The following is a 16,992-nucleotide window of genomic DNA, read 5'->3' as shown; positions in this document are numbered from 1 at the left end:
CCTGGATAGAGCAGCGTGGGGCCGAGTCTAGGGCGCAGGGGTGGCGAGGGTGTTGATTTGCATCAACGGCAAACGGCGGGTAGCACGCCAGCCGCTCAGTGGCCCATCAGCCAATGCTGATGCGGGCCGGGTAAAGTCCACAGGCCGAAGAGCATCACCAGCACACCGCCGGCCCGGCGCACCGAGCGCCTGCGCAGCAGCGCCGCGACACGCTCGGCGGCAAGTCCGGTGCACAACAGCAGCGGCCAGGTGCCGACGCCAAAGGCCAGCATCAGCAATGCGCTGTGGCTGGCATTGCCCTGGCTCGCCGCCCACAGCAAGGTGCTGTACACCAGGCCGCAGGGCAGCCAGCCCCACAGCGCGCCGAGCAACAGCGCCCGCGCCACGCTGCGCACCGGCAGCAGGCGCGTGGCCAGCGGTTGCAGGTGGCGCCAGAGGCCGCGGCCCAGGCCTTCGACGCGGGTCAGCCCGCTCCACCAGCCGGCCAGGTACAGGCCCATGGCGATCAACAGCAATGCCGCCACGACGCGCAAGGCCAGCGCCAGCGGGCTGCTGGCCAGCGCCCAGCCGGCAAGGCCCAGCAGCACCCCGGCGCAGGCGTAGCTAAGCACCCGGCCGAGATTGTAGGCCACCAGCAGGCGCACGCGGCGCGCGCGTTGCTCGGGCGGAATGGCCAGAGTCAGGGCGCCCATCAGCCCGCCGCACATGCCCAGGCAATGACCGCTGCCGAGCAGGCCGAGCACCAGCGCCGAACCGAGCAAGGGCAGCAGGTCACTCACGGCGCTGGCCATCCTGGTCGGCATCGGTGCGTTGTTCGGGATGGATCGCGGCCTGGTGCGCAGGGTCCTGGTCGTCGAAAAGAATGCTGTGCGCCGGGCTGTCGAGGTCGTCGTACTGGCCGCTGTCGACTGCCCAGAAGAAGATGTAGATCGCCACGCCGACCAGCAGCACGGCAGCGGGGATCATGATGTACAGGGCAGGCATGGTCGGCAGGCTCGCAAGTAGAAGGGTGAAGCGGTCGCCCGCCACGGACGGCTCATGGGGCCACCGCCAGTGGCATCGGGGTCGCCGCCGGCACGGCAGGCTGGGGCGTCGAGCGGCTCAGGCGCAAGGCGTTGAGCACCACGATCAGCGAACTCAGCGACATGCCGATGGCGGCCCACACCGGGGTAATCCAGCCCAGCGCCGCGAAGGGTAGCATCAGGCCGTTGTAGAGAGTGGCCCAGAGCAGGTTCTGCACGATGTTGCGCCGGGTGCGGCGGGCCAGTTCGAAGGCCTGCACCAGGGCGTCGAGGCGGTTCGACAGCAGCACCGCGTCGGCGTTGGTCTTGGCAAGATCAGTGGCGCTGCCCATGGCGATGCTGATGTCTGCCGCCGCCAGCACCGGCACATCGTTGACCCCGTCGCCGAGCATCAGCACTTTATGCCCGTCATTTTGCAGCGCTTTGAGCCGGGCCAGCTTGTCGTCGGGGCGCAGGCCGCCAATGGCCTGGTCGATGCCCAGTTGCGCGGCCACTTCGGCGACCATCGGTGAGCTGTCGCCCGACAGCAGCACGGTGCGCCAGCCGCGCGCCTTGCAGGCGGCGAGCAGGGCTGGGGCATCGTCACGCAGGCGGTCGTCCAGGCCGAACCAGGCCAGTGCGCCGTGCTGATCGCCGAGCAGCAGCCATTGCCCGCTGGCGCTTGGCGTCGGGGGCACGTCGGCGCCGCTCAGGGCGCAGACGAACGCCGCCTGGCCGATGCGCAGGCGCCGCCCCGCAAGCTCGCCTTGCAGGCCCAGCCCTGGGGTGCTCTGCACCGCCTCGGCGGGCTGCGCAGCGTGGCCGAAGGCGCGGGCGATCGGGTGCTCGGAGCGGGTTTCCAGTGCCGCGGCCAAGGCCAGGCATTGATCGCTGTCGAGGGCGGCCAGCGGGCGAATGCTGCGCAAGGTCAGGCGGCCTTCGGTGAGGGTGCCGGTCTTGTCCAGCACCACCGTGTCGATCTGGTTCAGCCCTTCCAGCACATGCCCGCGGGTCACCAGCAGGCCGAGTCGATGCAGCGTGCCGGTGGCCGCGGTCAGCGCCGTCGGTGTGGCCAGCGACAGCGCGCACGGGCAGGTCGCCACCAGCATGGCCAGAACGATCCAGAACGCGCGGCTGGCATCCAGCTGCCACCACAGCGCGCCGATCACCAGTGCACCAATCAGCGAGCACAGCAGAAACAACCGCGCGGCGCGGTCGGCCAGGCGCGCCAGGCGCGGCTTTTCCGCCTGGGCGCGTTCCAGCAGGCGCACGATGGCCGACAAGCGGGTGGCCTGGCCGAGCGCCTCGACCTCGATGACCAGGCTGCTTTCCACATTCAGCGTGCCGCCAGTGACACGCTCGCCCTGGCGTCGCGGCAGCGGCAGGTATTCGCCGGTGAGCAGCGATTCGTCGACGCTCGAGCAGCCCTCGACGATGCGTCCATCGGCCGGAATCACCGCCCCTGGCAGCACCTGCAGGCGTTCGCCGACCTGCACTTCGCTGAGCAACACCCGCTGCGCCTCGCCGTCGGCGGTCAGGCGCAGGCACGAGGCCGGCAGCAGGTTGACCAGCTGCGCGGTGGCCGCTGCAGTGCGCTGCCGCGCGCGACGTTCCAGGTAGCGGCCGGTGAGCAGAAACAGCGCGAACATGCCCACGGTGTCGAAATACAGCTCGCCACTGCCGGTTATCGCGGTCCAGATGCCGGCGGCGAAGGCCAGGCCGATGGCCAGCGACACTGAAACGTCCATGGTCAACTGGCCGGTGCGCAGGTCACGGGCAGCGCCCTTGAAGAACGGCGCGCAGCTGTAGAAGACGATCGGTGTGGTCAGAAACAGCGCCACCCAGCGCAGGATGGTGTGCAGTTCAGGGGAAAGGTCGGCGTTGAATTCCGGCCAGGTGGCCATGGTCGCCATCATCGCCTGGAACCATAGCAGCCCAGCGACGCCCAGGCGCCGCAAGGCGCTGCGGTTTTCTGCGGCCAGGCGTTCGCTGGCCTGGTCCGGTTGATAGGGGTGGGCGGCGTAACCGATGCGCCGCAGTTCGCCAAGCACCTGCGACAGCGGCAGTTCGGCATCGGCCCAGCTGATCCGCAGGCGATGGCTGGACAGGTTCAACTGCGCCTCGGCCACTCCCGGCAACTGGCGCAGGCGTTTTTCGATCAGCCAGCCGCAGGCGGCGCAACTGATGCCCTCGACCATCAGCGTGGCCTCGGCCAGCTCGCCGCTGTGGCTGACGAAGCCGCGTTGCACGTCGGCGCGGTCGAACAGGCCAAGTTCATCCTGCAACTGTTGCGCCAGCGCCTGGGGGTTGGCGCTGCTCTGGCTGCGGTGCTGGTAGTAGTGCTCAAGACCGCCGGCGACGATCGACTCGGCCACCGCCTGGCAGCCGGGGCAGCAGAACAGCCGCGGCTCACCCAGAACAGCGGCACTGAAGCGTGCGCCGGCAGGCACCGGCAAGGCGCAGTGGTAGCAGGCGACTGGCGCGCCGGCAGGTTCACTCATGGGCGTTGCTCGGCGCCTTGCAAGGCTTCGTCGCCCAGCTCCAGGGTCACACCGTGGGCGACGTCTTCTTCCTCGAACAGGCGCCAGACCTTGCCATCCTGCTGGCCGAGCAGTTCGACGAAGCGACGGCCCTCGACCTGATCGTCCAGCTGCCCCACATATCGCCCCGGCGCAACCCGGTTGAGCTGCACCTTGCGGTCGCGCTCCGGCTGGGTCGGCGAGATCAGGTTCATCTCAAGGCTCTGCGGGTCGCTTTCGCCGTTCAGGCGCAGGGCCACTTCACCGGTCAGCTCGTCGAGCTCGAAAGCGGCCTTGAGGTTCAGCGACTGGGCCAGCAGCTCGCGGTCCAGCGAGCGGTTGATGCCTTTGCCAGCCTCGTAGTAGTTGTCGTTGACCAGGTCGTCCGGGTTGTTCACGGCGATGCTGACCATGGTCAGGCTCAGCGATACCGAGCAGGTGAGGATGCCAATCAGGATCCACGGCCAGAGGTGCTTGTACCAGGGGCTGGCGGCTGTAGCGGGCATAGCGGGTTCCCTTAACGAATGGCTGGGCCGATGAAGCGGCTCTGGGCGTGGATCTGCGTGTCGCTGTCGTCGGCGCTCTTGAGGGTGAAGGTGATTTCGTTGGTGGTCGAAGGCAGCGCCTCGGGGGCCACCGACAACTGCACCGGCAGGCTGACGATATCGCCCGCGGCGACGGCGATTTCCTGCCGGCCTTCCAGGCGCAGGTCAGGCAGGCCACTGGCATCGAGTACATACACGTGGTCGTGCTGGTCCTTGTTCATGACCTTGAGGCTGTAGACGTTCTCGATTCGCCCCTGGGCGTTCTCGCGGTACAGCACGCGGTCCTTGCTGACGTCCAGGCCCACCAGTGGACGCAGGGCGAAGGCGGTAGCCAGGGCGCCGATCATCACCAGCAGTACCGCGGCGTAGCCGATCAGGCGTGGGCGCAGCATCTGCGTGCGCTGGCCGGACAGGTTGTGTTCGGTGGTGTAGCTGACCAGCCCCTTGGGGTAGTTCATCTTTTCCATCACGTTGTCACAGGCATCGATGCACGCGGCGCAACCGATGCAGTCGATCTGCAGGCCGTCGCGGATGTCGATGCCGGTGGGGCAGACCTGCACGCACAGGGTGCAGTCGATGCATTCGCCCAGGCCCTGGGCTTGATAGTCGCTGCCCTTCTTGCGCGGGCCGCGGGCTTCACCGCGACGCGGGTCGTAGGAAACGATCAGCGTGTCCTTGTCGAACATCACGCTCTGGAAGCGCGAGTACGGGCACATGTGCACGCATACCTGTTCGCGCAGCCAGCCGGCGTTGCCGTAGGTGGCGAGGGTGAAGAAGCCGACCCAGAAGTACGCCCAGCCATCGGCCTGGCCGGTGAACAGTTCGAACACCAGGTCACGGATGGGCGAGAAGTAGCCGACGAAGGTCAGGCCGGTGACGAAGCCGATCAGCAGCCACAGGCTGTGCTTGGCCGACTTGCGCAGCAGCTTGTTGGCGCTCATCGGGGCCTTGTCGAGCTTGATGCGCTGGTTGCGGTCGCCCTCGGTGACCTTTTCGCACCACATGAAGATCCACGTCCACACGCTCTGCGGGCAGGTGTAGCCACACCACACCCGGCCGGCGTACACGGTGATGAAGAACAGGCCGAAGGCGGCGACGATGAGGATGCCCGACAGCAGGATGAAATCCTGCGGCCAGATGGTGGTGCCGAAGATGTAGAACTTGCGCTCGGGCAGGTTCCACCACACCGCCTGGTGGCCGCCCCAGTTCAGCCACACGGTGCCGAAGTAGAGCAGGAACAGGCCTGCGCCGGCGACCATGCGCAGACGGCGGAACAGGCCGGTGAAGGCTCGGGTGTAGATTTTTTCCCGTGAAGCGTAGAGGTCGACCGAGACCGTCCCCTTGGCAGGTGGGGTGACGTCCTGTACTGGAATCTGCTTGCTCATCATCGTGTCCCACGGCGGTGGAATGGGTGCCGCGGCCGGTACCTGCCAGCCGCGGTCGAAATCGCGTGCGCGGAGTTCGAGGTCAAAGTCCGGTGCGCTGCCGGCGACTTTTCGTACAACTCCTGGGGCGCCATGATACTCCCGCGATGACGGTGGATGACGGCGCTGCGACCTTTAGTCGCATTGGGATTAGCCTTTTATCGTGATATGGCGGATGTCAATTGACCCAGGTCAGGAAGCCGCCAGATCAGCCGGATCAGCTACCGGCGGCAACAGCGGCGCAGCCCTGGACACGCGTCTCATTGCCCTTGCTCGCTGGCCTCCGGGGTCGGGTGCGACAGGCTGTAGACGTAGGCCGCAAGCAGATGCACACGGTCGTTGCCCTGCAATTGCGCCTGGGCCGGCATCTCACCCTTGCGTCCGTAACGGATGGTCTGCTGCAACTGGGCGAAGCTCGAACCGTAGATGAACGCCTCAGGGCGGGTCAGGTCAGGCGCGCCCATGATCGGCGTACCTTTGCCCTGGGCACCGTGGCAGGCCACGCAAGTGGTCGCGAACAGCGTGCGGCCGTTGTCGACGTTGGCCTTGCTGTCGCCCGGCAGGGGGCGGCCGGCCAGTTCCTTGAGCACGAACGCCGAGACATCGGCCACGCCTTGCTCGCCGAGCATCTGAGCCCAGCCGGGCATCACCCCCATACGGCCGTTCATGATGCTGGCCTTGATGGTGTCCGGCTCGCCACCCCAGCGCCAGACGTCGTCGGTGAGGTTGGGAAAGCCATAGGCGCCCTTGGCATCCGAGCCGTGACACACCGCGCAGTTGGAGGCGAACAGTCGGCCGCCCATCTTCAGCGCCTTGGGATCCTTGGCCACCTCGGCCACCGGCATCGCCGCGTAGCGGGCGAACAGCGGGCCGTAGCGCGCCTCGGCACGGGCCATTTCCTTTTCCCACTCGTGTACGCCGGTCCAGCCTCGCTCGCCGCTGGCGAACTCGGTTTTGCCGGCGTTATCCAGGTAGTTGTAGCCGGGCAGCAGGCCACGCCATTTGCCCAGCCCCGGGTACAGCGCCAGGTAGCCGACGGCGAACAGCAAGGTGGCGATGAACAGCCAGAACCACCATTTGGGCAGCGGGTTGTCGTATTCCTCGATGCCGTCGAAGGCATGCCCGACGGTCTCCTCGGTGGTATCGCCGCGCTGGCCCTTGCGTGTCGAGAGCAGCAGCCAGGTCAGGGCGATGAGGGTGCCGAGGGTCAGCACGGTGATGTACAGGCTCCAGACGGTGCTCATGGCTGGTCACTCCTCGAACCGTCCTGAGCCTTGCGCTCGCGGGCCTGGTCGTCGTCAGCGAAGGGCAGGCGGGTGGCCTCGTCGAAGTCTTTCTTGCGCTTGGGGCTGAACACCCACAGGGCCAGGCCGATGAAGGCCACCAGCACCACCACGGTGCCCAGGCCACGAATCATTCCGATATCCATAGCGTCACCGTTTGCTCTTGATCAGCGTGCCCAGGCCTTGCAGGTAGGCCACCAGGGCGTCCATTTCGGTCTTGCCCTTGACTGCCGCAGCCGCGCCGGCAATGTCGGCGTCGCTGTAGGGCACGCCGAGGGTGCGCAGCACCTCAAGTTTTTTCGCCGTGTCGCGGCCGTCCAAGGTGTTCTCGACCAGCCACGGGTAGGCCGGCATCTTCGATTCCGGCACCACGTTGCGCGGGTTGTACAGGTGCGCGCGGTGCCAGTCGTCGGAGTAGCGCCCGCCCACTCGAGCAAGGTCGGGCCCGGTGCGTTTCGAGCCCCAGAGGAAGGGGTGATCCCAGACGCTTTCGCCGGCCACCGAATAGTGCCCGTAGCGCTCGGTCTCGGCGCGGAACGGGCGGATCATCTGCGAGTGGCAGCCGACGCAGCCCTCGCGGATGTAGATATCGCGGCCTTCGACTTCCAGCGCCGTGCGCGGCTTCATGCCCTCGACCGGCAGGTTGGTGACGTCCTGAAAGAACAGCGGGACGATCTGCGTCAGCCCGCCAATGCTCACGGCGATGACCATGAACAAGGCCAGCAGGCCGACGTTCTTCTCCAGCACTTCGTGTTTCATCGCTGCGCCCCCACGGTGACGATGTTCGCGGCATCAGCGGCCTGCGCCGGGTTGGCGGCGCGCACGGTGCGCCAGGTGTTCCAGGCCATCAGCAGCATGCCCGAGGCGAAGATCGCCCCACCCAGGGCGCGGACGATGTAGCCCGCATGGCTGGCCTGCAAGGATTCGACGAACGAATAGGTGAGGGTGCCGTCGTCGTTGACCGCCCGCCACATCAGGCCCTGGGTGATGCCGTTGACCCACATCGAGGCGATGTACAGCACGGTGCCGATGGTCGCCAGCCAGAAGTGCGCGTTGATCAGCCCGACGCTGTGCATCTGCTCGCGGCCATACAGGCGCGGCAGCATGTGATAGACCGAGCCGATGGAAATCATCGCCACCCAGCCCAGGGCGCCGGCATGCACGTGGCCGATGGTCCAGTCGGTGTAATGGGAAAGCGCGTTGACGGTCTTGATCGCCATCATCGGGCCTTCGAAGGTCGACATGCCGTAGAAGGCCAGCGAAACCACCAGAAAACGCAGGATCGGGTCGGTGCGCAGCTTATGCCAGGCCCCGGAGAGGGTCATCATGCCGTTGATCATGCCGCCCCAGCTCGGCGCCAGAAGGATGATCGACATGACCATACCCAGCGACTGCGCCCAGTCGGGCAGGGCGGTGTAGTGCAGGTGGTGCGGGCCTGCCCAGATGTACAGGGTGATCAGCGCCCAGAAATGCACGATCGACAGCCGGTAGGAATAGATCGGCCGCTCGGCCTGCTTGGGCACGAAGTAGTACATCATCCCGAGAAAACCGGTGGTGAGGAAAAAGCCCACCGCGTTGTGCCCGTACCACCACTGGATCATCGCGTCGGTGGCGCCGGCATAGGCTGAATACGACTTGAACCAGCTCACCGGCAAGGACGCGTGGTTGACGATGTGCAGCATCGCCGTGACCAGGATGAACGCCCCGTAGAACCAGTTGCCGACATAGATGTGCCGGGTCTTGCGCTTGACCAGCGTGCCGAAGAACACCAGCGCATAGCTGACCCAGACGATAGCCAGCAGCACGGCGATGGGCAGCTCCAGTTCGGCGTATTCCTTGCTGGTGGTGTAGCCCAGCGGCAGGGTGATGAGCGCGCCGAGAATCACCGCCTGCCAGCCCCAGAAGGTGAACGCGGCCAGGCCATCGGACACCAGCCGGGTCTGGCAGGTGCGCTGCACCACGTAGTAGCTGGTGCCGAACAACGCGCATCCGCCGAAGGCGAAGATCACCAGGTTGGTGTGCAACGGGCGCAGGCGGCCGAAGCTCAGCCAGGGCAGGTCGAAGTTGAGCTGGGGCCAGACCAGCTGCGAGGCGATGAAGACGCCCAGGCCCATGCCCAGGATGCCCCAGACCACGGTCATGATGGCGAACTGGCGCACGACCCGGTAGTTATAGGCGGTCGTTGCAGGTGCAGTGCTCATGGCAAGGTTCCACGGTATTGATGTTCTTGTTGGTCGAAAATCGCCGCCAGTATCAGAAACCCATCGGCTTCTGGCAACGCACGCTCACTGGCACCGACCCGTGTCCCGACCCCCACCCAGAACGACTGCACGGGTGCGGGGTGCTGGTGAGTGTACACAAACAAATAGTTGTTATGTGTACCGTTTCTCTGTTTTTTCTGATCGAACGGTCAGTGTTTTATTTCCGCCCGCGGTGAATCGACAGGCGTGCGAAAGCGCTAGGCGACCGAGGCCAAAGTCGCACAGGGGCAGCAAGCGCAGGGAAGGGGTGGTGCGGGGATGCCAGAAGCGGAGCGTTCATGGCTTGAAACACTTCGCGGGTGAACCGGTGTTCCGGTGCACCCGCGAACGACGTGCAGCGGACTCAGCGGGCGCTGGTCGCTTCGTCCTGTTCAGGTTGCGACAGGCTGTACACATAGGCGGCCAGCAGGTGCACCTTGTCGTTGCCCTGGATGTCGTGCTGGGCCGGCATCACGCCCGTACGGCCGTAACGGATGGTCTGCTGCAGCTGAGCGAAGCTCGAGCCGTAGATGAATGCCTGCGGCTCGGTCAGGTCGGGTGCACCGAGCATCGGCGTTCCTTTGCCTTGCGCACCGTGGCAGGCCACGCAGGTGCTGGCGAAGATCTCCTTGCCCTTGGCGACATCGACCTTGGCGGTGTCCGGCAGGCTGCGGCCAGCCAGCTGGGTCAGCACGAAGGCCGAGACATCCGCCACGCCCTGCTCGCCGATGGTCTCGGCCCAAGGCGGCATGACACCGGTACGGCCGTTCATGATCGAAGCCTTGATGGTCTCTGCCTCGCCGCCCCAGCGCCAGCTGTGGTCGGTGAGGTTGGGGAAACCGTACGAACCCTTGGCGTCCGAGCCGTGGCACACCGAGCAGTTGGAGGCGAACAGGCGAGCGCCCATCTTCAACGCCTGTTCGTCCTTGGCCACCTCTTCAACCGGCATCGCGGCGTACTTGGCGAACAGCGGCCCGAACCTGGCATCAGCCTTGTCCATCTCCTTCTGCCATTCGTTGACGCCGGTCCAGCCGTCCTTGTAGCCAGGCAACAGGCCTTTGAAGTTGCCGAGGCCGGGGTAGAGGATCAGATAACCCACCGCGAACACCAGGGTGCCGACGAACAGCCAGAACCACCACTTGGGCAGCGGATTGTCGTACTCCTCGATGCCGTCGAAGCTGTGGCCCATGGTCTGATCGGTGGTGTCGCTCTGGCCCTTGCGGGTCGAGAGCAGCAACCAGGTCAGGCCGATCAGGCTGCCCAAGGTCAGTACGCTGATGTACGTACTCCAGAAAGTGGTCATTGCCCGTTACTCCTCATGGCAGGCTCCTGCACCTCAGGGGGCAGGTTGTCGTCGCCGAAGGGCAGCAGGCGCGCCTCGGCGAAATCACGGTCGCGGCGACGGTTGAACACCCACAGGGTGAGGCCGATGAACGCGATCATCACCACCAGGGTGCCGAGGCCGCGGATCATGCCGATGTCCAGTTCCATCGCGATTACCTCTTGTTCTTGATCGCAGTGCCGAGCACTTGCAGGTAGTCCACCAAGGCGTCCATTTCGCTCTTGCCCTTGACCGCGTCGCGGGCGCCGGCGATGTCGGCATCGGTGTAGGGCACGCCGAGGCTGCGCATGACTTCGAGCTTTTTCGCCGTGTCGCGGCCGTCCAAGGTGTTCTCGACCAGCCACGGGTAGGCCGGCATCTTCGATTCCGGCACCACGTTGCGCGGGTTGTACAAGTGCGCGCGGTGCCAGTCGTCCGAGTAGCGCTTGCCGACCCGGGCCAGGTCCGGCCCGGTGCGCTTGGAGCCCCACAGGAAGGGGTGGTCCCAGACGCTCTCACCGGCCACCGAGTAGTGGCCGTAGCGCTCGGTCTCGGCGCGGAACGGACGAATCATCTGCGAGTGGCAGCCGACGCAGCCTTCGCGGATGTAGATGTCGCGGCCTTCGAGTTGCAGCGCGGTGTAGGGCTTCATGCCTTCGACCGGGGTGTTGGTGACGTCCTGGAAGAACAGCGGGACGATCTGCGTCAGGCCGCCGACGCTCACGGCGAGCACCATCAGCAGGGCCAGCAGGCCAACGTTCTTTTCAATGGCTTCGTGTTTCATCAGGCGGTTCTCCTCAGGCCAGCTGGGCGTTGGCGGTGGCGGCTGCACTGGCCGGGGCGCGCACGGTGCGCCAGGTGTTCCAGGCCATCAGCAGCATGCCGGTGAGGAAGATCGCACCACCGATGAAGCGCACGATGAAGCCAGGGTGGCTGGCGACCAGGGTCTCCACGAACGAGTAGGTCAGCGTGCCGTCGCTGTTGACCGCGCGCCACATCAGGCCCTGGGCGATGCCGTTGACCCACATCGAGGCGATGTACAGCACGGTGCCGATGGTCGCCAGCCAGAAGTGCGCGTTGATCAGGCCGATGCTGTACATGCGCTCTTTGCCGAACACCTTGGGGATGGTGTGGTACATGGCGCCGATGGAGATCATCGCCACCCAGCCCAGCGCACCGGCGTGTACGTGGCCGATGGTCCAGTCGGTGTAGTGGGAAAGCGCGTTGACGGTCTTGATGGCCATCATCGGGCCTTCGAAGGTCGACATGCCGTAGAAGGCCAGCGACACGACGAGGAAGCGCAAGATCGGGTCGCTGCGCAGTTTGTGCCAGGCCCCGGAGAGGGTCATCATGCCGTTGATCATGCCGCCCCAGCTTGGCGCCAGCAGCACCAGCGACATCACCATGCCCAGCGATTGCGCCCAGTCGGGCAGGGCGGTGTAGTGCAGGTGGTGAGGGCCTGCCCAGATGTACAGGGTGATCAGTGCCCAGAAGTGCACGATCGACAGGCGATACGAATACACCGGCCGCTCGGCCTGCTTGGGCACGTAGTAGTACATCATCCCCAGGAAGCCTGCGGTGAGGAAGAAGCCTACGGCGTTGTGGCCGTACCACCACTGCACCATGGCATCGGTGGCGCCGGCGTACACCGAGTACGACTTGGTCAGGCTCACCGGCACTTCCAGGTTGTTGACGATATGCAGAATCGCCACGGTGAGGATGAACGCGCCGAAGAACCAGTTGCCCACGTAGATGTGCTTGGTGTTGCGTTTCATCAGGGTGCCGAAGAAGACGATGGCGTAGGCCACCCAGACGATGGTGATGAGGATGTCGATCGGCCATTCCAGCTCGGCGTATTCCTTGGAGCTGGTGTAGCCAAGCGGCAGCGAGATCGCCGCCAGAAGAATCACCAGCTGCCAGCCCCAGAAGGTGAACGCGGCCAGTTGCGGCGCGAACAGGGTGGTCTGGCAGGTGCGTTGCACCGAGTAGTAGGAGGTGGCGAACAGCGCGCAACCGCCGAAGGCGAAGATCACGGCGTTGGTGTGCAGCGGTCGCAGGCGGCCGAAGCTGGTCCACGGCAGGTCGAAGTTCAGGGCAGGCCAGACGAGCTGGGCGGCGATGAAGACGCCGAGCCCCATCCCGACGATGCCCCACACCACCGTCATGATGGAGAATTGGCGGACCACCTTGTAGTTGTAGGCGGCTCTGAGGGTTGTGTTCATGTATGGGTTCCCATCCACGGTTATAGGCAGGCTAAACAGCGAGGGAAGGATGGAAGATGGGCAATTGGCCGGTATTGACTGGGATCAATGGGCGCAGATCGGAAAAGTCCCAGGCTGGCGCTGCGATGTCCCGCCGTTACAGGGCTGCGGCGAGTTTGCCGGGGCGCTGATTCTGGCCCACGGCGCAGGCGCGCCGATGGACAGCACGTTCATGCAGAGCATGGCGCTAAGGCTGGCAGGGCAAGGGGTGGCGGTGCTGCGCTTCGAGTTCCCCTACATGGCCCAGCGGCGTGTCGACGGCGGCAGGCGACCGCCCAATACGCAGAAGGTTCTGCTGCAACACTGGCGAGAGGTGTATCAGCAGGTGCGACCATTGGTCGCAGGCCGTCTGGCCGTCGGCGGCAAGTCGATGGGCGGGCGCATGGCCAGTTTGCTGGTCGATGAACTGGACGCTGACGCGCTGGTGTGCCTGGGCTACCCGTTCTATGCCGCAGGCAAGCCGGAAAAACCGCGCACCGAGCATCTGGCGACGCTGCACACGCGCAGCCTGATCATCCAGGGGGAGCGTGACGCGCTGGGCAACCGCCAGGCCGTCGAAGGCTATACCCTGGCGCCGGCCATCGAGCTGTGCTGGTTGCAGGCAGCCGATCACGACCTCAAACCGCTGAAAGCGTCAGGCTTTACCCATGAAGGGCATTTGCAGCGGGCGGCAGAGCGGGTGGCGGCATTCTTGCGAGGCTTGCCGTAGCGACAGGGCGGGGGCGTCGAGGTGCCCCCGCGGTGCAGCGATCAGTCGACGTATTCGCACAGGTAGGCGGTATCGACCTTGACCTGCAGCTGGAACTTGCTGTCGGCGGCGACCTGGAACTGGCTGCCTGCCTCGAAGGTTTCCCAGCTGTCGGCGCCTGGCAGCTTGACGGTCAGTGCGCCGGACACCACGTGCATGATTTCGCGCTTGGCGGTGCCGAATTCGTATTCGCCCGCCGCCATGACGCCGACAGTGGCAGGACCACTGGCGCTTTCGAAGGCGATCGACTTGACGGTGCCATCGAAGTACTCGTTGACCTTGAACATGGGGCGACTCCTGGAAGAGGGGGTAGGAAAAATCGGCCCGCCAGTATGCCCAAGGCGCCTGCCAGCGTCATCTGCTTTCAGGCACCCTGCATCGGCAGGCTCAACGGCAGCAGGCGTGCGGTATTGCGCGCATCTTCCAGGGCGCGGTGCTGCTGGCCGCTGAACTGCAGGCCTGCCAGGTGCAGCGCACCATTGAGGCCCATCGGCCGCTGCAACTGTCGGGCCTTGGCGAAGCGCTGCTTGAGGTTGATGTGCGGACGCTCGGTGAGCACGCTGTGAATCGCATGCAGGCGCCATTCCTGCAGCAGCTGCTGACGATCGTAGTCACCCCAGCTGACCCACGCCTGCAAGCGTGCGGCGTGCTGCGCCAGCCACGGTTCGAAGGCTGCCCACACCTGATCGAACGGTGCGGCGCCGTCGACACTGGCCTGGCTGATGTGGGTCAGCTGGCGGCAGAACGGCGTCAATTGCGGACGCCGCCTGGGGCGCACGAAGCGCTGGAAGTGATCGACCTCGCGCCCTTCGCGGGTGACCAGGGTGGCGCCGATCTCGATGATTTCCATATCCGTGACCGGCCAGCCACCTTCGTCGGTGGTGGCCTCCAGGTCGATGACCAACCAATGGCCCATGGCAGGCTCCTTTGAATAATCGCTACAGCGTAGACAAGGTCGGCAGACAAGGCCTTGGTAGTGTTGTGCGGCGACGACAAAGCGCCTAGCGTGGGAGCCTGTGCTTCCGATCATCGCGTTGAGTGCTTCAGCTTGAGTTCATCGTCCCGAGTAAAGACCGCGCTGCATTGCGTATCGTTCGCCCTGTTCTGGGTGCTCGGCGCTGCCTGGGCAGACGAGGCCGTCGAGGTGCGCATCGGCGCGGCGCATTTCCCGCCCTACACTCAGCACCCCGAGCGCGGCGCCGACAGCGGCCTGCTGCAACAGCTGGCGCAGTCACTCAACCAGTGCCAGCAGCGCTTCCGCTTCATTCTGGTCCCCACCTCGATCCCACGGCGCTTCGCCGACTTGCAGCAAGGTCGCACAGACCTCGCGATCTTCGAAAACCCGGCCTGGGGCTGGCAGGAGATCGCCCACCAGCGCGTCGACATGGCCCTGGAAGACGCCGAGGTGTTCGTCGCCCGGCAACTGCCCGGGCGCACTCAGGGCTACTTCGACACCCTGGCCGACAAGCGCCTGGCGCTGTTCAGCGGTTATCACTACGCGTTCGCCGGCTTCAACGCCGAGCGGCGCTACCTGCTGCAACACTTCAACGCCAACCTCAGCTATTCCCACGAGAGCAACCTGGCGATGGTCGAGCGCGGGCGGGTCGATGTCGCCCTGGTGTCGCGCTCGTACCTGAGCGACTACCTGGCGCGCCACCCGCGCAGCGCCGCGCGCCTGCTGGTGTCCGAGCGGGTCGATCAGGTGTATCGGCACTACGCCTTGCTGCGCCCGGCCGCGCCGATCAGCGCGGCGCAGTTCGCCGAGTTGCTCGAGCGCCTGCGCGCCGAGGGCGAACTCACGCGCATCTTCGCCCCGTATCGGATCGCCGTGCTCCCCAGGCCTTAAATTCCCGGGCGCTGGCGACGTTTCTGCAAGGTGTCCTTTTCCTGTCGAGCCTCGAGCATGCCTGCCACCGACCCGTCGCTGTCACTTCACCCGCCCCGTTGGCGCAGCCTGCAAGGGCGCTTGCAGCACGATCGGCTGAGCCTGAGCTGGGAGGGCCGGGCGCTGATCGAGCTGCGCGTGTTGCCGGGCGACATCCCGCAATTGCAGGTGCTGGAACTGTGCCACGAGCGCGCTCAGCACGCGCTGTGGGCGGCCTGCTACTGGATGTTCGCAAGCGATGTGCAGTGCCAGCGTCTGCTCTGGCGCCAGCCGGCCAGCGGCGGGCCGGGCCTGGCGGCGGCGCTCGACAGTGGCTTGCTGCTTGCAACCGAGCAGGCAGAACTGCTGCTGTGCGAGCGCGCGCTGTTCTGGCAATTGCCGCAGCCCTGGCTGGGCGCTGCGCAATGCCCGGCGTTTCCCCAGCAGATGCTGATGAGCGAGGGCAAGCGCCATCCGCGCCGGCCAGGCAAGCCCGTGGGCGAGGTGTATCGACGTTTTGACACGCGCCTGGGCGCCTGGGTGTCGCTGCGCACGCTGGACATCGACCAGGACCTTGCGCGCTTCAACCGTTGGCAGAACAACCCGCGGGTGCTGGCCTTCTGGCAGGAGGGCGGCAGCCTCGAGCAACACCAGCAGTACCTGGCAAGGCTCGCCGCCGATCCCCATGCGCTGACCCTGATCGGCTGCTTCGATGACCAGCCGTTCGCCTATTTCGAAGCCTATTGGGCCAAGGAAGACCGCATCGCCCCGTTCTATGACGCGCACGACTACGACCGCGGCATCCACATGCTGGTCGGCGAAGAGCACCAGCGCGGGCCGCATAAAGTCGCCAGCTGGATGTCGGCGCTGGTGCATTACCTGTTTCTCGATGACCCGCGCACCCAGCGCGTGGTGGCCGAGCCGCGGGCCGACAACCAGCGCATGATCGAGTACATGCAGCGCCAGGGGTTTCACTGCGACAAGGAATTCGATTTCCCGCACAAGCGCGCGGCGTTGATGGTGCTTGGACGCGAGCGCTTCTTCGAGCGCTGCCAGTTGGCGTGAGGCGGGCGGGCAGGGCGCCCGGCGCTGGCCGGGCAAGCCCTTGGCGTTATCAACCTTGGCGGTTGGCGGTCTTGCGGCAGTGGATCAGGGCGTCGCGGATCATGAAGTTGACCAGCGTCGGTGACACCCCCAGTTCCTTGGCGATGTCCTTCTGCGGGACGCCGTGCAGGCGGTACATCTCGAAGGCGTAGCGGGTGCGCTGGGGCAGTTCGTTGAGCGCTTCGGCGATGTGTTCAAGGGTGCTGAAGTTGATGTGGCTGGCTTCGGGCGAGGCATTGAGCAGCACCACGTTGAGGCCTTCTTCCTCGCTGCCGGAGTACTTCTGCTCCATGGCCTGCTTGCGGTAGTGATCGATGGCCAGGTTGCGCACGATCTGGAACAGGTAGCTGAGCTGGGCCTTGAACGACGAGGTGATCTGCGGTGCCGACGCCAGGCGGAAGAATGCGTCCTGCACCACATCTTCGGCGCGCGAGCGGCAGCCGGTGATGCGGGCGGCGATCTTCACCAGAATGTTGCGGTTGTCGACGAAGGCTTGGAGCAGGGGTGAATCGCACTTACTTGTGGATAGTTGTTCCGCCATGGAAATCACCTGGTCTCAAGAAGGAGAAGGACGCGGCATCGATCCGGCGCGTCCCAAGACGGTCGACACGCTATTCAAGATGATAATGATTGTCAATTGCGAAAGTTAATTAGTTTCTAACTTTTTCGTTCTATCGCTCGC

The 16,992-nt window shown here is 65.4% G+C and carries 19 protein-coding genes; 3 read left to right on the top strand and 16 right to left on the bottom strand.

The features are described from left to right. Window positions 1-95 precede the first annotated feature (95 nt). From H618_RS0103715 to ccoN (H618_RS0103655), 13 genes are all read right to left on the bottom strand, one after another. Window positions 96-779, bottom strand: a complete 684-nt coding sequence (locus H618_RS0103715) for a sulfite exporter TauE/SafE family protein (protein ID WP_028693788.1) — start codon at window positions 777-779, stop codon at window positions 96-98. Next, complete coding sequence (gene ccoS, locus H618_RS0103710) at window positions 772-984, bottom strand: cbb3-type cytochrome oxidase assembly protein CcoS (protein ID WP_028693787.1); 213 nt, start codon at window positions 982-984, stop codon at window positions 772-774. The genes H618_RS0103715 and ccoS overlap by 8 nt, the downstream gene beginning before the upstream one ends. 52 nt (window positions 985-1,036) lie before the next feature. Further along, a complete protein-coding gene (locus H618_RS0103705) occupies window positions 1,037-3,502 on the bottom strand; it encodes a heavy metal translocating P-type ATPase (protein ID WP_028693786.1) in 2,466 nt (821 codons plus the stop codon). After that, complete coding sequence (locus H618_RS0103700; RefSeq protein WP_028693785.1) at window positions 3,499-4,026, bottom strand: FixH family protein; 528 nt, start codon at window positions 4,024-4,026, stop codon at window positions 3,499-3,501. Before H618_RS0103700 ends, H618_RS0103705 begins: the two co-directional genes overlap by 4 nt. Window positions 4,027-4,037: 11 nt before the next feature. Then, window positions 4,038-5,450, bottom strand: coding sequence for a cytochrome c oxidase accessory protein CcoG (ccoG, locus tag H618_RS0103695; RefSeq protein WP_028693784.1), 1,413 nt, complete (start codon window positions 5,448-5,450; stop codon window positions 4,038-4,040). 299 nt (window positions 5,451-5,749) lie between these two features. After that, entirely contained in the window at window positions 5,750-6,733 is a 984-nt protein-coding gene (ccoP, locus tag H618_RS0103690) for a cytochrome-c oxidase, cbb3-type subunit III (RefSeq protein ID WP_028693783.1), read from the bottom strand. Then, window positions 6,730-6,918 (bottom strand): CcoQ/FixQ family Cbb3-type cytochrome c oxidase assembly chaperone, encoded by a 189-nt coding sequence (locus H618_RS0103685; RefSeq protein WP_028693782.1) that lies wholly within the window; start codon window positions 6,916-6,918, stop codon window positions 6,730-6,732. The genes ccoP (H618_RS0103690) and H618_RS0103685 overlap by 4 nt, the downstream gene beginning before the upstream one ends. Before the next feature lie 4 nt (window positions 6,919-6,922). Beyond that, entirely contained in the window at window positions 6,923-7,531 is a 609-nt protein-coding gene (gene ccoO / locus H618_RS0103680) for a cytochrome-c oxidase, cbb3-type subunit II (protein ID WP_028693781.1), read from the bottom strand. Beyond that, a complete protein-coding gene (gene ccoN, locus H618_RS0103675) occupies window positions 7,528-8,973 on the bottom strand; it encodes a cytochrome-c oxidase, cbb3-type subunit I (protein ID WP_028693780.1) in 1,446 nt (481 codons plus the stop codon). Before ccoN (H618_RS0103675) ends, ccoO (H618_RS0103680) begins: the two co-directional genes overlap by 4 nt. A gap of 403 nt (window positions 8,974-9,376) precedes the next feature. After that, a complete protein-coding gene (gene ccoP, locus H618_RS0103670) occupies window positions 9,377-10,315 on the bottom strand; it encodes a cytochrome-c oxidase, cbb3-type subunit III (RefSeq protein WP_028693779.1) in 939 nt (312 codons plus the stop codon). Beyond that, window positions 10,312-10,503, bottom strand: a complete 192-nt coding sequence (locus H618_RS0103665; RefSeq protein ID WP_028693778.1) for a cbb3-type cytochrome oxidase subunit 3 — start codon at window positions 10,501-10,503, stop codon at window positions 10,312-10,314. Before H618_RS0103665 ends, ccoP (H618_RS0103670) begins: the two co-directional genes overlap by 4 nt. A 5-nt stretch (window positions 10,504-10,508) precedes the next feature. Next, window positions 10,509-11,117, bottom strand: coding sequence for a cytochrome-c oxidase, cbb3-type subunit II (gene ccoO / locus H618_RS0103660; protein WP_028693777.1), 609 nt, complete (start codon window positions 11,115-11,117; stop codon window positions 10,509-10,511). A 13-nt stretch (window positions 11,118-11,130) separates the two neighbouring features. Continuing rightward, entirely contained in the window at window positions 11,131-12,555 is a 1,425-nt protein-coding gene (ccoN, locus tag H618_RS0103655) for a cytochrome-c oxidase, cbb3-type subunit I (protein WP_028693776.1), read from the bottom strand. Window positions 12,556-12,604: 49 nt separating this feature from the next. Between ccoN (H618_RS0103655) and H618_RS0103650 the strand changes: the two genes are divergently transcribed. Next, a complete protein-coding gene (locus H618_RS0103650; RefSeq protein ID WP_028693775.1) occupies window positions 12,605-13,303 on the top strand; it encodes an alpha/beta family hydrolase in 699 nt (232 codons plus the stop codon). Between the two features lie 41 nt (window positions 13,304-13,344). Here the strand turns inward: H618_RS0103650 and ppnP are convergent, their stop codons facing one another. Continuing rightward, entirely contained in the window at window positions 13,345-13,629 is a 285-nt protein-coding gene (ppnP, locus tag H618_RS0103645) for a pyrimidine/purine nucleoside phosphorylase (protein WP_028693774.1), read from the bottom strand. 77 nt (window positions 13,630-13,706) lie between these two features. Beyond that, complete coding sequence (locus H618_RS0103640; RefSeq protein WP_028693773.1) at window positions 13,707-14,258, bottom strand: 3'-5' exonuclease; 552 nt, start codon at window positions 14,256-14,258, stop codon at window positions 13,707-13,709. Window positions 14,259-14,390: 132 nt separating this feature from the next. Between H618_RS0103640 and H618_RS0103635 the strand changes: the two genes are divergently transcribed. Both H618_RS0103635 and H618_RS0103630 read left to right on the top strand, forming a co-directional pair. Then, window positions 14,391-15,188, top strand: coding sequence for a substrate-binding periplasmic protein (locus H618_RS0103635; RefSeq protein ID WP_081673697.1), 798 nt, complete (start codon window positions 14,391-14,393; stop codon window positions 15,186-15,188). A gap of 57 nt (window positions 15,189-15,245) precedes the next feature. Beyond that, a complete protein-coding gene (locus H618_RS0103630) occupies window positions 15,246-16,271 on the top strand; it encodes a GNAT family N-acetyltransferase (RefSeq protein WP_028693771.1) in 1,026 nt (341 codons plus the stop codon). A gap of 49 nt (window positions 16,272-16,320) precedes the next feature. Here the strand turns inward: H618_RS0103630 and H618_RS0103625 are convergent, their stop codons facing one another. Continuing rightward, the gene (locus H618_RS0103625) at window positions 16,321-16,851 is read right to left on the bottom strand and encodes an RNA polymerase factor sigma-70 (protein ID WP_028693770.1); all 531 of its coding nucleotides are present in this window, start codon (window positions 16,849-16,851) and stop codon (window positions 16,321-16,323) included. Window positions 16,852-16,992: the final 141 nt, after the last annotated feature.

The organism is Pseudomonas cremoricolorata DSM 17059 = NBRC 16634 (genome assembly GCF_000425745.1).
Taxonomy (GTDB): domain Bacteria; phylum Pseudomonadota; class Gammaproteobacteria; order Pseudomonadales; family Pseudomonadaceae; genus Aquipseudomonas; species Aquipseudomonas cremoricolorata.
This window is presented reverse-complemented; position numbering and strand designations above follow the sequence as displayed.

Excerpts from the sequence above, each read along its gene's own strand:
- ccoS (WP_028693787.1), bottom strand. The coding sequence starts at position 984 with ATGCCTGCCCTGTACATCATGATCCCCGCTGCCGTGCTGCTGGTCGGC.
- H618_RS0103705 (WP_028693786.1), bottom strand. The coding sequence starts at position 3,502 with ATGAGTGAACCTGCCGGCGCGCCAGTCGCCTGCTACCACTGCGCCTTG.
- H618_RS0103700 (WP_028693785.1), bottom strand. The coding sequence starts at position 4,026 with ATGCCCGCTACAGCCGCCAGCCCCTGGTACAAGCACCTCTGGCCGTGG.
- ccoG (WP_028693784.1), bottom strand. The coding sequence starts at position 5,450 with ATGAGCAAGCAGATTCCAGTACAGGACGTCACCCCACCTGCCAAGGGG.
- ccoP (WP_028693783.1), bottom strand. The coding sequence starts at position 6,733 with ATGAGCACCGTCTGGAGCCTGTACATCACCGTGCTGACCCTCGGCACC.
- H618_RS0103685 (WP_028693782.1), bottom strand. The coding sequence starts at position 6,918 with ATGGATATCGGAATGATTCGTGGCCTGGGCACCGTGGTGGTGCTGGTG.
- ccoO (WP_028693781.1), bottom strand. The coding sequence starts at position 7,531 with ATGAAACACGAAGTGCTGGAGAAGAACGTCGGCCTGCTGGCCTTGTTC.
- ccoN (WP_028693780.1), bottom strand. The coding sequence starts at position 8,973 with ATGAGCACTGCACCTGCAACGACCGCCTATAACTACCGGGTCGTGCGC.
- ccoP (WP_028693779.1), bottom strand. The coding sequence starts at position 10,315 with ATGACCACTTTCTGGAGTACGTACATCAGCGTACTGACCTTGGGCAGC.
- H618_RS0103665 (WP_028693778.1), bottom strand. The coding sequence starts at position 10,503 with ATGGAACTGGACATCGGCATGATCCGCGGCCTCGGCACCCTGGTGGTG.
- ccoO (WP_028693777.1), bottom strand. The coding sequence starts at position 11,117 with ATGAAACACGAAGCCATTGAAAAGAACGTTGGCCTGCTGGCCCTGCTG.
- ccoN (WP_028693776.1), bottom strand. The coding sequence starts at position 12,555 with ATGAACACAACCCTCAGAGCCGCCTACAACTACAAGGTGGTCCGCCAA.
- H618_RS0103650 (WP_028693775.1), top strand. The coding sequence starts at position 12,605 with ATGGAAGATGGGCAATTGGCCGGTATTGACTGGGATCAATGGGCGCAG.
- ppnP (WP_028693774.1), bottom strand. The coding sequence starts at position 13,629 with ATGTTCAAGGTCAACGAGTACTTCGATGGCACCGTCAAGTCGATCGCC.
- H618_RS0103640 (WP_028693773.1), bottom strand. The coding sequence starts at position 14,258 with ATGGGCCATTGGTTGGTCATCGACCTGGAGGCCACCACCGACGAAGGT.
- H618_RS0103630 (WP_028693771.1), top strand. The coding sequence starts at position 15,246 with ATGCCTGCCACCGACCCGTCGCTGTCACTTCACCCGCCCCGTTGGCGC.
- H618_RS0103625 (WP_028693770.1), bottom strand. The coding sequence starts at position 16,851 with ATGGCGGAACAACTATCCACAAGTAAGTGCGATTCACCCCTGCTCCAA.